At 48.5% G+C, this 12,667-nt stretch carries 17 protein-coding genes; all 17 read left to right on the top strand.

The annotated features are described in order from the left end of the window. Positions 1-411 precede the first annotated feature (411 nt). The 17 genes from nifB (at position 412) to JW499_RS12240 (ending at position 12,657) form a co-directional block, all read left to right on the top strand. Positions 412-1,920 (top strand): nitrogenase cofactor biosynthesis protein NifB, encoded by a 1,509-nt coding sequence (gene nifB / locus JW499_RS12160; RefSeq protein WP_205210858.1) that lies wholly within the window; start codon positions 412-414, stop codon positions 1,918-1,920. A 10-nt stretch (positions 1,921-1,930) separates the two neighbouring features. Beyond that, positions 1,931-2,209 (top strand): 4Fe-4S dicluster domain-containing protein, encoded by a 279-nt coding sequence (locus JW499_RS12165; protein WP_205210859.1) that lies wholly within the window; start codon positions 1,931-1,933, stop codon positions 2,207-2,209. Between the two features lie 7 nt (positions 2,210-2,216). After that, positions 2,217-2,630, top strand: coding sequence for a thioredoxin domain-containing protein (locus JW499_RS12170; RefSeq protein WP_205210860.1), 414 nt, complete (start codon positions 2,217-2,219; stop codon positions 2,628-2,630). A 57-nt stretch (positions 2,631-2,687) separates the two neighbouring features. Continuing rightward, positions 2,688-3,287, top strand: coding sequence for a nitrogen fixation protein NifQ (locus JW499_RS12175; RefSeq protein ID WP_205210861.1), 600 nt, complete (start codon positions 2,688-2,690; stop codon positions 3,285-3,287). A 3-nt stretch (positions 3,288-3,290) separates the two neighbouring features. Further along, a complete protein-coding gene (locus JW499_RS22835; protein ID WP_205210862.1) occupies positions 3,291-4,928 on the top strand; it encodes a nitroreductase family protein in 1,638 nt (545 codons plus the stop codon). After that, a complete protein-coding gene (locus tag JW499_RS12185; RefSeq protein ID WP_205210863.1) occupies positions 4,925-5,239 on the top strand; it encodes a thiosulfate sulfurtransferase GlpE in 315 nt (104 codons plus the stop codon). Before JW499_RS22835 ends, JW499_RS12185 begins: the two co-directional genes overlap by 4 nt. Before the next feature lie 29 nt (positions 5,240-5,268). Then, entirely contained in the window at positions 5,269-5,658 is a 390-nt protein-coding gene (locus tag JW499_RS12190; protein WP_205210864.1) for an ankyrin repeat domain-containing protein, read from the top strand. A gap of 16 nt (positions 5,659-5,674) precedes the next feature. Next, positions 5,675-5,995, top strand: coding sequence for a Grx4 family monothiol glutaredoxin (gene grxD, locus JW499_RS12195; RefSeq protein WP_205210865.1), 321 nt, complete (start codon positions 5,675-5,677; stop codon positions 5,993-5,995). Further along, complete coding sequence (locus JW499_RS12200; protein WP_205210866.1) at positions 5,995-6,267, top strand: BolA family protein; 273 nt, start codon at positions 5,995-5,997, stop codon at positions 6,265-6,267. The genes grxD and JW499_RS12200 overlap by 1 nt, the downstream gene beginning before the upstream one ends. A gap of 13 nt (positions 6,268-6,280) precedes the next feature. Continuing rightward, positions 6,281-6,601 carry a DUF3144 domain-containing protein gene (locus JW499_RS12205; protein WP_205210867.1) on the top strand — a complete coding sequence of 107 codons (321 nt, stop codon included), beginning with the start codon at positions 6,281-6,283 and terminating at the stop codon, positions 6,599-6,601. A 193-nt stretch (positions 6,602-6,794) separates the two neighbouring features. Further along, positions 6,795-7,163, top strand: a complete 369-nt coding sequence (locus JW499_RS12210; protein ID WP_205210868.1) for a 2Fe-2S iron-sulfur cluster binding domain-containing protein — start codon at positions 6,795-6,797, stop codon at positions 7,161-7,163. Between the two features lie 677 nt (positions 7,164-7,840). Further along, a complete protein-coding gene (locus tag JW499_RS12215; protein ID WP_205210869.1) occupies positions 7,841-9,766 on the top strand; it encodes an EndoU domain-containing protein in 1,926 nt (641 codons plus the stop codon). Position 9,767: 1 nt separating this feature from the next. Next, complete coding sequence (locus tag JW499_RS12220; RefSeq protein WP_205210870.1) at positions 9,768-10,172, top strand: HEAT repeat domain-containing protein; 405 nt, start codon at positions 9,768-9,770, stop codon at positions 10,170-10,172. 90 nt (positions 10,173-10,262) lie between these two features. Next, positions 10,263-10,607, top strand: a complete 345-nt coding sequence (locus tag JW499_RS12225; protein WP_205210871.1) for a CdiA C-terminal domain-containing protein — start codon at positions 10,263-10,265, stop codon at positions 10,605-10,607. A 1-nt stretch (position 10,608) separates the two neighbouring features. Continuing rightward, positions 10,609-10,998 carry a hypothetical protein gene (locus tag JW499_RS12230; protein ID WP_205210872.1) on the top strand — a complete coding sequence of 130 codons (390 nt, stop codon included), beginning with the start codon at positions 10,609-10,611 and terminating at the stop codon, positions 10,996-10,998. Between the two features lie 523 nt (positions 10,999-11,521). Then, positions 11,522-12,322, top strand: a complete 801-nt coding sequence (locus JW499_RS12235; protein WP_205210873.1) for a hypothetical protein — start codon at positions 11,522-11,524, stop codon at positions 12,320-12,322. Continuing rightward, on the top strand, positions 12,322-12,657 hold the full coding sequence (locus JW499_RS12240) for a hypothetical protein (protein ID WP_205210874.1): 336 nt from the start codon (positions 12,322-12,324) through the stop codon (positions 12,655-12,657). The genes JW499_RS12235 and JW499_RS12240 overlap by 1 nt, the downstream gene beginning before the upstream one ends. Positions 12,658-12,667 lie beyond the last annotated feature (10 nt).

The raw sequence follows: 12,667 nt of genomic DNA on the forward strand, positions 1-12,667 counted from the left end.
ACGCTGTAAACTTAAACTGCAGATTTTCTCAAAGCCCATGAGCATGACAGGCTGTTTATTCTGATGGTAATCCGCAACAGGTTTCAATGACTCTGCACTCTTTTTACACCGACCGCTGACCAATTCCCGTTGCTACCTTTGAAACCGTTCCTGAGTTGACAGTAGGCTGTCCGTTCAGTGATAGCGCTTGACTAAGTGAGCAGTGGAGATGACTGAATCTTCTGTCTGAGCGAATGTAGCAGACCCGACAATCACCTCTGATCTGTTCAGATTATGACAAACAACTTTCCTTTTGTTTTGATGAAACTCTTTTAAATTCAATAATATAGTTAATGGCGCGTGGTTTGCAAAGGTTTCTCCATAGTAACTGAATCTGATTGATAGCCTTTGGGCTGCAGAGGAGAAACACTGATGGAATTGAACGTCTTAAATGCTGATCAGGCTCCGGCTACCGCTGAAGGTTGTAGCGCCAGTGCCTGCGGTAGCAGCAATGATCAAATGAGTCACCTGCCTGATTCAATCCGCGAAAAGGTTCAGAATCATCCCTGTTATTCGGAAGAAGCACACCATTATTTCGCCCGTATGCATGTGGCGGTAGCGCCTGCCTGTAATATTCAGTGCCATTACTGTAACAGAAAGTATGATTGTGCCAACGAATCCCGCCCCGGTGTGGTATCTGAGTTGTTAACTCCGGATCAGGCAGTGAAGAAAACCAAAGCGGTGGCGGCCAATATTCCGCAGATGACCGTGCTGGGCATTGCTGGCCCCGGTGATCCACTGGCAAACCCTGAGCGCACCTTCGAGACCTTCCGCCGACTGAGTGCCGAAGCACCGGATATCAAACTCTGTGTGTCCACTAATGGTCTGACACTGCCGATGCATGTGGAAGAGCTTGCCAAACACAATATTGATCATGTCACCATCACCATCAACTGTATCGATCCTGAAGTGGGTGCAAAAATCTATCCCTGGATCTACTGGAACAACCGCCGGATACGCGGAAAAGCCGCTGCCAGAATTCTGATCCAGCAGCAGCAGAAGGGTCTTGAGATGCTGGTGGCGAAAGGGATTCTGGTTAAGGTCAACTCTGTGCTGATTCCCGGTGTCAACGATGAACATCTGAAAGTGGTCAGTAAGATCGTCAAAGAGAAGGGCGCTTTCCTGCATAACGTCATGCCGCTGATCGCGGAAGAGGAGCACGGTACTTTTTACGGTGTGATGGGACAGCGGGGGCCAACGGATGAAGAGCTTCAGGATCTGCAGGATGCCTGTTCCGGTGATATGAATATGATGCGCCACTGTCGCCAGTGCCGTGCCGATGCGGTGGGTATGCTGGGCGAGGACCGTGGATCTGAGTTTACTCTGGATAAGATCGAAGCGATGGATATCGATTACGATGCCGCCATGAAAACCCGGGCGATCGTGCACAAAGGCATCGAAGAGGAGCTGGCTGAGAAACAGCTCAAGCGCGAACGACTGGCGGGAGTGAAAGTGCCATCGGGTCCGGTGGCCGCAAACAAGAGTTTCCGCCCGGTACTGATGGCCGTTGCGACCAGTGGTGGTGGCGTCATTAATCAGCACTTTGGTCACGCGACTGAGTTTCTTGTCTATGAAGCCTCAGGCAATGGGGTGCGCTTTATCGGCCACCGTAAGGTTGATCAGTACTGTATCGGTAACAACACCTGTGGTGAGAAAGAGAGTGCTCTGGCAGGCAGCATCCGTGCCCTGTCCGGCTGTGAAGCGGTACTCTGTTCGAAAATTGGCTATGAGCCATGGGGGCTGCTGGAGGACGCCGGTATCGCTCCAAACGGTGAGTATGCGATGGAGCCTATCGAAGAAGCGGTGATGTCGGTTTATCAGGAGATGATCTCGTCCGGCAAGCTGGATGCCGAATCTGAACTGAAAAAAGCTGAAGTCTGAGGAGGTTACTATGGCGCTGAGTATTATTGAAAGTTGCGTAAACTGCTGGGCCTGTATCGATGTCTGTCCCAGTGAAGCGATTGTCGAAGCCAGGCCGCACTTTCTGATCGAAAGTAAGAAGTGTACTGAGTGTGAAGGTGATTATGCTGACCCTCAATGCGCCACTATCTGTCCGATTGAGGGGGCGATCCTTAACGCCTTTGGTGATCCGATCAACCCTGAAGGCTCTCTGACCGGCATCAAGCCGGAGTTGAGGGATGAAGCCCTGAAAGAGATTCAGGCGCGTTAAGGCAGCTATGGCGACCGTTATTTTTTACGAAAAGCCGGGTTGTATTAACAACACCCGGCAGAAAAAACTGTTGCGGGCGGCGGGTCATCAGGTGGATGACCGCAACCTGCTAACCCATGACTGGGAGCCGCAGACGCTGGCGCGTTTCCTCCAACCTGAAAACCGCGATAGCTGGCTAAACAGGACTCATCCTGGGTTGAAATCAGGGGATGTCGAACTGGATCTGAGCCAGCCAGACAAGGTATTGGCAGCAATGTGCCACGACCCGTTGCTGATTCGGCGGCCGCTGATGGAGATCGACGGTCACTGTTTGCAGGGGTTTGATGCAGAGCTGCTGGATCAACTGATCGGTTTAAGCGTAATGCCCGATGGGGATATCGAAACCTGTCCCCGCAGCCAGCACGCCATTGTCTGTAAATAGAGCGTGTAAGTAGCGCGTGTAAATTTGCCTGTATAAATAGAAAGGTGGGATATGTTAATGCAAGCAGCCCAACCTCAGGTGCCTGAGGAACTCTATACAGAGCTGCTGGAAGTTATTGGCAGTGCTGAGGCAGATCGATATCTGATCCGCCTGATTCTGGCCGCCCGGGAGGGGCGTGGTTGCCTGCCACTCCATTTAGGACTCGATGAGACTGCCTTTGAGGCGCTTATCTATCGCTGTTTTTCCGAGATTCAGCGCTGGCTGATTCTGCATACCCGGGTACCGGCGGCGGTGATAGAACGGAGCGAAACCCGCAGTGAGCTGCTGCGTTTACGGCAGGATGAACAGCAGGAATTAACAGCCCTGCTTGAACAGTATCGCAATCCGGAGGTTGATCCGGTGCTGTCTGTGATTATCGCTACCGGCTGCCTGGGAGGGGATCATCTCTGGCGCGATCTTGGCTTTGACAACCGGGACTGGCTGTCGGAGATGATGGCAACAGCTTATCCAGAGCTGAAAGCAAAAAATTCAAAGGATATGAAGTGGAAGCGGTTTCTCTATAAACAGCTGTGTGAAACCGGCGGCCACTATGTCTGTCGGGCTCCCAGCTGTGAAGAGTGCGCTACCTATGCGGACTGTTTCGGGCCAGAGGTCTGAGCGGTGAACAGGCCGACAGCGGCGCCACCCGGGTGGCAGGAAAGCACCGGGCGGGTGGATCTGTTGAGTTACCATCAGCAGTCAAAGCATCATCTGCAGGGCTATGCTGAAGGGCCGCAAACCCTGGACTGGGATGACCAGCCAGACCCGTTCAGACGTTTCTATGATACATTTTTTATCGATCTGCCGCTGCTGGATGGTGATCGTTCGGTTAGCAGTACTGAGTTGTTTGTCGCGTCTGCAGAGCCCCGGCCCTGGTCACTGGAAAACCTGTCGCTATTGCTCAGATACAGTGCAGGTCTGTCTGCATGGAAAACCATGGGGACAGACCGCTGGTCGCTGAGAACCGTGCCCTCCAGCGGTAATCTGCATCCGGGTGAACTCTATCTGCTGCTGCCTGCCAGCGGTTTTTGCCGCGCCGGGCTGTATCATTATGACGTGCTTCATCACCGGCTGACCCTGCGCCTGCCGTTAGCCACTGCGGCACTGGATACTGTATATCTGATCCAGACCAGCATACTGCAGCGTGAAGCCTGGAAATATGGTGTCAGGGCATTGCGCTATTGCTGGCTGGATGCCGGACATCAGCGTGGTCAGTGTCAGGCGGTTGCCGGGCTGCTGGGCTGGCAACTGCAAGACCTGTCGGTGCCGCGGGAGCGTTTATCACAGCTGTGTGGCCTGCAACGGCCGGAATATACCTCTGTGGAGCGCGAGTATCCGCAATGGATCTGTCAGCTGAGTTGTAGCGTTTCAAGCGCTACTTCAGACAGCGGGGCACTTGGGGCACTGGATAAGATTATCAGCAGCGCCGGGGTACACTGGAGCGGGAAGCCAAATAAGCTGGCCCCGGACCCGTTACAGCACTGGCCACTGCCCTTTGCGGCAGCGGAGCAGCTGGATAGCGCAGTGACCCCTGCCTTGCGGTTCTCTCAGCGGGGTGATCTGCCTGTTGATTTCAGTGGTGCAGAACAGGACCCCTGGAGGTTGATATTGTCACGCAGAAGCGGACAGGCCTATGTCCCGCAGAGCCATTATCCTCAGCCACTGTTTCAGCAGATGATGGCGGCCTTGCAACCGGGCGCCAGCCGCCTGTTACCCGATCAGCCGAAGATACATCTGCTCTGTTTTGTCCATGCGGTTGAGGGGCTGACACCGGGCATCTACCTGTTGCCCCGGTCTGGACAAGGGGCACAACTATTTCAGGATCAGCTGCAGCGCTGGCAACCCTGGGAAACGGTTGAACTTGTCGGAGTCCCTATAGCCTGGCGCATGAAAACCGCCAACACCCGCAAAGCAGTGGGGCAGTTGTGTTGTAATCAGCCGATCACGGCTAACAGCTGTTTTACGCTGATTTTTCTTTCGGAGTTTGAACAGCCGATGGCGCTCAGCCATGGTAGTGACTGTCCGCAGCTCTATCAGGAGGCGGGTATACTCGGGCAGCAGATCTATCTTCATTCAACGGCGCAGGGCTTTGGTGGTACTGGCATCGGTTGCTTTTTCGATGATGCCATCCATGAACTGATCGGTCTTGAAAGTCACAGTTTGCAGGCCCTTTATGGCTTTGCAGTGGGTGATCCGCTACGCGATGAACGGATCACTCAATTATCCGGTTATTACCATCTGCGGGAGCGATTTGTATGACACAGATTCAACAGATTTCAATTCAGGAAGCCGAAGCGCTGCTGGAAACTGAGGATGTGCTGCTGCTCGATTCAAGAGACCAGCGGGACTACATGAGCAGCCACCATCCTAAAGCGATGCTACTGGGTGAGCATAACCAGGAACATCTGCTGATGAAGACATCGAAAGAACGCCCGGTGATGGTCTATTGCTATCTCGGTCATGCCAGCCTTGAGAAGGCGCGGATGTTTGCCGATTTTGGCTTTAAGTATTGTTACAGCGTTGAAGGTGGATTCACCGCCTGGAAGAAACAATTGCAGCAGGCGTATTGAAAGAGCGTGTGAGAAAGAAGGACAGTTGAATGGGTGGTTTAGTACAGGGCGCACAGAATGAATTGATGCAGGCGGCCCGCTATGGTGATCTGATCAGGCTGCAACTGCTGCTGGGCCATAGCTCAGTCAATGAGCTGAACAGTGACAACAATAATGCACTCTGGTTTGCCTGCTTCAGTGACAGCAAAGAGGCGGTGAAACTGCTGCTTGAAAACGGCGCAGATATTGATAACCAGAACGTCAATGGAGCGACCGCGCTGATCTATAGCGCGTCTGCAGGCAAAACCGAGATTGTGAAGTTGCTGCTGGAGGCGGGGGCCGATACCTCGCTCACCACGCTGGATGATTTCACGGCGCTGGATCTGGCAGCGAATCTAAAGATTATGAAGATGTTACGAAATAACAGAACTGATGATTAACAGGAAGGTGAAGCCCATGAATACAGAAGAGAAGATTCGTAAACAGTTAGCGGATAATCCGGTTCTGCTCTACATGAAGGGTACACCTGAGGACCCAAAGTGTGGCTTTTCCCGTAATGCGGTGAATGTCCTGAGTGGATTGGGGGCAGCCTATAGTTATGTGAATGTTCTGGAAGCGCCGTTTATCCGTGAAAAGCTCCCCGCTGTTTCGGACTGGCCAACGTTTCCTCAGCTGTTTATCAATGGAGAACTGGTGGGCGGATCTGATGTTGTCTGTGAGATGGCAGAAGATGGCTCATTGAAACCTATGCTCGATCAGGCGGGTGGGGCGGCTTAATGATGAATACCGAGCAGATCACTCAGATTATCGTTGCTGCGATTCCCGATGCCGAACTGGATATCAGTGGTGAGGATTGCAACTTTACCGTGCGGGTTATCAGTGAGTCATTTGCCGACATGAAACCACTGGAGCGGCAAAAACGGGTGTTAAATCTGTTTCAACAGCAACTGAAAACCGGCGAATTACACGCGCTGACAGTTAAAGCCTACACCATGCAGCAGTTCATTGATCTGCAGAATCAGTTCCTGGTTCAGCTGGATAATGATTAAGAGGGGATTCACGATGAATGATGAAAACTTGTTTGATGAGCAGTTTCTGGATGTCACCAACAAACTGATTGAGATCGCCAATGAGATGGGCGAAAAATATGGCGAGCATAAAGCCAGTGTGGCCTTTATCTATGCGGCAGCCCGTTACAACGGTTACATTGCCGCCAGCAGTGTAACCAGTGCTGAAGAGCTGGAATCTAAGCGCGAAAAAGCGGTCGAGTATTTCACCAGCCGGTTCCGTCAGCTTTATGATGGCAATCTGCAGGAATATGTTGCTAACTTTGACGAATATATGGGCAAGACGAATGACGATCAGGCCAGCTCTAACGGCTGAGTTGTCACAAGTCCTACATTCAGCGTCAGCCAGAGGTTGGCGCTGAAGTTCTCTCTGCTACAAAAAGTCATGTCATAAACCCGCCAATTTTAGTGTTGCTCATTTTTTATCCATTTTAAATCAACAGATTAATCTATGGTTCGTTTCTTGCTGTACACCAGTCTCCATTAATACAGATATGAGGGGCTATCCTATGGCCAATGTTTATTTCTCGTCACCGATTATGTCGAAAAACATGAAGATAGAAGCGGTTGCCGGTAAGCGTAACACCCTGCTGGGGCTCGCAAAGGAACACAATGTCAAAATCCCACGCGAGTGTGAAGATGGCCAGTGCGGTTCCTGCCTGGTGAAAGTCACCCACCTGGATGGTTTTCGCGTTAAGGGGATGATGCTGACTGATAAAGAGAAGAACGTGCTGAAATCGATCGGCAAACTGCCAAAGTCAGAACAGGAACGTGCCGAGGTGAAAGACCTGCCACCAACCTACCGACTGGCCTGCCAGACCATCGTTACTGATGAGGATCTGTTGGTAGAGTTTACCGGCGAGCCGGGCGGCGCTTAACCCAGCGTTTGTTGGATTCTGATAAGATCGGAAGGAGGCATTCTTCCGATTTTTTTATGGGGCAGGGGGGGGGGAAGAGTCGCTAGTGGTTAGACGCTTCGCTTGCCAGGGGTTAGAAAAAGCCTTCTTTATTAACCGGGTGAAAACGAGCTTGTAAGATGGTTTCAATGGCGCTTTCGCTTTGTGTGGGAGCGACGCCCTCGTCGCGATACGATCGATAGGGTCACCCATTAAGCAAGGTGTCAGGACTGATGGGGTCTCTACTTGCGTGGGGGCAGTAGGTTTTGGAACCAGTTGAAAGAGCTTTAAATCCATTAGTTCTTAGCCAACCATCCTTGAGCACTTTATCTCTGTGCCCTCGGTGTTCTCTGTGGTGAATTTTCAGAATCAGGTAGCAGAGGACGCGCTTTTTACCGCTGTACTCAAAGGTGATGCTAAAGGCTGCGGGAGAAAGGAGGCGGTTGCACAGAATGCTTTACTGGGATCCACCGATCAAAGGGACAGAGTCAATGATCCAGAATCTACAATTATGAGCCATTTATGGATTGGGTCTGGACTTTGTAAATGGAGATCTCACCGGCAAAATTGTTATAAACTGTGGCAGAATGATTTTACTTTAACCTCAAATCGGTTATCTTCTTCACTCCTCAAAAATCACCCTCACAAGGACAGTGAGTATGTTACATCCTATGGACAGAGCGCGGTTATGTAGTGGCAGCGATCTGACTGCCGAAAAACTCCCCTATGTTTTACGTCCACAGAATGCCCTCAGTGTCGCTCAGCGGATGTGGTCCAATGACTTCGAGCGCTCGAAGCTGATCCGCTTTGACCCAATGCCCCGGCATACCCGATATACACAACGCTTACCCTTTCCCTCATCGTTGGAAAACGCTATCCGTACTGGTCGGCTAATACTCATGCTGGATGATGCCCGCATGATCACGGCACCGGTTGTCAGTCAACGAAATGGTGAGCTGCAGACATCCGGGTTAGAACGGGAATCACTGTTGTTTCGCACCACCATCGAACGGGCGCTGAATCGCAGTAACTTCAGCAGTGGTCGTATCAACCCTGCGGATCAGCCGAAAACAGCACCAATGAGTTTTGCCGATAGTATCGCAGTCAACAACAAATACCTGCTGAGCGAAGGCAAAAAAGCAAAAGATAAAGAGTATGTGGTTGACCTTCAGTGTGTCTGGGATAATGGCCAGTCAGTGGGTGAAATTCCCATACAACTGACCTTTGATAATGGTGTAGTGCAGCGATACATGCTACCCGCCAATGGTCATCTGCAGGTCACAGGGGTTTCCTCCCTCTTCTATAAAGCTCAGCTAAAACCAGATTTGGATAACACCGAGTTATCAGCACTTCGTACCTCGATTCAGAAAACCCTCACCGCGATCATTGAGAAAGAAAAAGCCCAGGCGGCAATACATCAGTCCCTGCAAGATCAGATGGGTGTTGTTGATAATGTTCGGGTGCATACCGGTGCTGTGATGTGGGGTATCTGGAACCTGGCTAAAGATTCAGTGGTTGCTGTTAAAGAGTGGTCTGACGTTATTAATCCAGTGGTTGCTTATAACAATGCATTACAAGCTGCTTATGTGGCACGTCAGGCAGGGCCTGAATCAGACTGGTCGGAAACCTTCAGAGAAACTTATAACGATCTTCAGCACAGGGAGTGGGTAGAAGCGCTGGGCTTTGATCCTTCAAAGATCACCATGGCTCAACTGGCAGAAGCCTATGAATTTGCCAACTTTGTGTATGAGGATCCGCCTACTCAAAAAATGCTGACTAAGTTCGGAAGAGAATACATCGCCGCTCAAGACAGTGTAGAGTTTGCAGAATCCGTGGCACCAACGGTAATTGTAACTATTCTGGGTGCGATCTTAACGGCGACGACACTGGGGGCAGGCGGGGCCGTTGTAGCAGGGAGAGTGGCTAAAGAGTTTGCCGATCTGGGAAAACTTCTGATTGATCTGGGTAAAGCGCTGAAAAAAGCTAAACTTTCAGAACGCATATTCAGCAAGATGAGTAATAAGCTGGAGAAGCTGGAAATTCGGCGCCCGAAAGCACAGAAAGTGGCAGAGCCTAAGCGGGTTGATGGGAATCGAAATGATGGTACGATGCGGGGTGGGAGTGTTGTTCCAGACACGAAAACCATTGTTTCTTCAGAAATGGAAGAAAAAATTCTCTACGGCCAAAGAGCATTAAATGGACAGGGAAATCCTTCTAACAGACTGATAGGCGCACACAGTGGACAAATTAGCAATGCGAACGAACGATTTGCGTTAGAAACATTATCTGTTAACGCAGATGGAACAAGAAATGTTAAGTTGATTACTCAATTTGAAGATGGCAATGTATCGAGGATTAAATCAAGCACTTTATTTCCTGAAAGCTGGAGTGATGCAGATGTTATGTCCGCAGTTAACCATACAGGTTCAACCACTCCTTTAGCTATACGAGCTTCAGATGGAGCTTCTCTTTATCAATCAACTGTAAATGGTGTAAAAGTTGAAGTGATTAAAGTAGGTGATAATGTAACTGCTGCTTATCCATGTGGTAGAGGCTGTACAGATCCAAGTGCTTTTGGAGGCTAATGTGTTTAGTAATTTTGATAAATATTTGGGAACATCTTTTTCAATAGATTATTGGTCTGATGAGGGGATATCTCATGCAGCTGAGATAGTCTCTGAGTTTACGGAAAAAGATTGGGAGGAGTTAATCAGCTCTTTCCCAAAACAAAGTGAAAATTGGCTGGTTCGGTGCGCTGAGTCCTTAGGAGACGTTGAAAATAATTCATCCCTAGATACCTTATTGAATCTTTTAAATTCCCAAAGCGAAGAAGTTCAAATTGCGGCATTAGATTCAATGAATGCATTGTTGAGTAGTGGTGTAAGTGCAGGTGGAAATAAAGATAGAATTAAAATTGCCATAAAGAATATCAACTCTGAGAGTACTGTAGCAAATATGATGTTGAAGTCATTGGGAGACAAACTTAGTTAAGGTGTTGTTCCAGGCACTGAGCTACTGAGGGTAAAACCGGGTACCTTAAGAGGTGAGCCTGAATTGCCTCATCCAAACGCGAATGCTGATATGGTTCGTTCTCTTAATAGGCAAAATGAGTCAGCAGAAATTTTGTCGAATCGAGGATTTGATGTAACGCATTTACCGAATACGGGACGGAAAGGAGGTAACCCTGATTTAGATATCAATGGGAGGGCAGCAGATGCGTATTCTCCGAAGTCTAAAAACCCGAATACTATTAGGGATAATATGATTCATAAGGTTGAGCACCAAGCACCTGACATAGTTTTGAATATTACTGATTCTCCTTTGTCTGTAGAAGACATGTTGAGGTTTTTAGATCAAAAGCCGGTGAGCAGTTTACAAAACCTATATCTGATTGATGGTGAGAACGTTTTGTTGAGGAAGTTTTAAAATGACAATGACTCTTAATTTAGAAGTTGCTCAGGGCGTTAGGCTTGAAGATATAAAAGATTCTTTAGCTGGTGTTGAGTTTTCTAACTTGTCTGAGGTGGAAGATGGGTTTTCTGTCGTATTACCCAATACACATGTGTTGATGTCGGTTAAAACGAACCTTGAAGATTCTAATGTATTAACCGAAGACTTGGAGGGTGGTGGCTGGTCGGTAGGGTTGAGAGCATATTTTGACGTTGATCCCACTTTGCCTAATCCATTTGATGATGTGAAGAAGATTATTCGGAATTTGGAAGAACAAACTTCATTTGAATTTGTGTTGTCATTTCAATACGAATCTCTCTATGCACATAGAGGTCTTAACGGTCTCGAATTGAGTGATGACTTTTAACAAAGCATTTAACTGTGAATTTGAGCCACCCGCCGTGTAAGGATAGTTGTCGTGTGAATTGATCTGACTAGTTTTGTTCAGTGGGCGGAAGTGAGAACTGTGTGGCACGTTATTCAAAAGAGCACCGGGAGTGGGTATTAAGGCAGATGATGCCGCCCTTGAAATTGTGAATAAGTTCCTCACGTACTAATTCAGACTTTATCTCTGTGCCCTCGGTGGCCTCTGTGGTGTAAATATTTAATCGCCCCGGGACGGGGCTCCTACACTCATCGAATCTTTCTCTGTGCCCTCGGTGGCCTCTGTGGTGTAAACAATCAAAGGGTCAGAGTCATTGATCCAAACGCAGCAGTAATCCATTCTTGAGGAGAAAATCACTGGCACTATTGATGAAAGTGAGTTGCTGAAGTATCTCAAAGCAGATGAATCTGTAAGCTAAGGTGAGCGTAAATAAACGAACAGCGTGTTCCTTTCTATCCCTTTATCTCTATGCCCTCAGTGCCCTCTGTGGTGAATAGCCAACTTCGTGTATGAAGATGGTCCTACACGAGCCGCACTGACGGAGTTTTCAAAAAACTATGTTCTTGCCCAAGATAGCATCGAACTTGCCGAGTCGCTGGCACCGACAGTAGCAGATACGATTCTGACCGTCGTACTGACAGCGGTAACAGGTGTTGGAGGAACAGTTATCGTTGCCAGGGCGGGACAGACGCTCTTCAAAAAACTGGGCAGATTATTAGTTAGTCTTGGTAAGGCGTTGAAAAAGTCTGAACTTTCAAAACGCATCGTCAGCAAGCTGAGTAACAAGCCTGAGAGATTTGAAATTCGGCGTCCCGAAGCCCAGAAATTGTCAGAGCCTAAGCGGGTTGATGGGAATCGAAATGATGGTACGATGCGGGGTGAGGGTGTTGTTACAAACAACAATACTTTGCGCCAAACTGGCGGCGGTGGATTTATTGATCCAGCCGATGAACTGTATGATGCTATTCGAGCAAGTGATACCGATGTGAGTACGATTGCGGCTAATACAGGTATCAAACCTCAGAATATTCAAAAAGTAAAAGATCATGTTTTCTACAATGAGCATCTACTAGATAAGTATGTTGATTATGGAATTCCTGCCGAAAGAGCAAGATTTGATAGCGATCTAAATCAAGCACAAGCTTGGCAAAGGTTAGAGAATGGAACTTATACTGATGCGGATATAACTTGGCTGAAGCATGAAACTACAGAAAGGTGGTACGAGATAAAACATAACTCAGGTTATACTGACGCTCACAATGCAGCTGAAAGAAAATGGACCGGTAATCCTTGGGGGGAAAACTAATGCAGTTTATTAAAGATAATGACCTTTACAAGGTAGCCAGAATTACTGGCCCCACCCACAATTTCTTAGCTATACGTTTGTCTAAAAAAAAATGCGTTCCCCAAGTAATACCTCTGCCGATAAAGCAAGGTGGTGTTGAAAGGTTAGATAAGGAAAAAGTCTTGGCTCAAGTCCTGAACGGTTTAGATGTAGTCAATCAAGAATTGGGGAAAGAATATTTTGTATCAGAGATACAGTTCGTACCCTCTGATACAGAATCATCATCTGTCTATATTTTTTTAGTAAATGAACTAATTAAACGAATCGATTCAAATGGTGAGTTTGTAGTGATCTAGCTGTGTTGTT

Origin of the sequence: Amphritea pacifica, from assembly GCF_016924145.1 — a bacterium.
Taxonomy (GTDB): domain Bacteria; phylum Pseudomonadota; class Gammaproteobacteria; order Pseudomonadales; family Balneatricaceae; genus Amphritea; species Amphritea pacifica.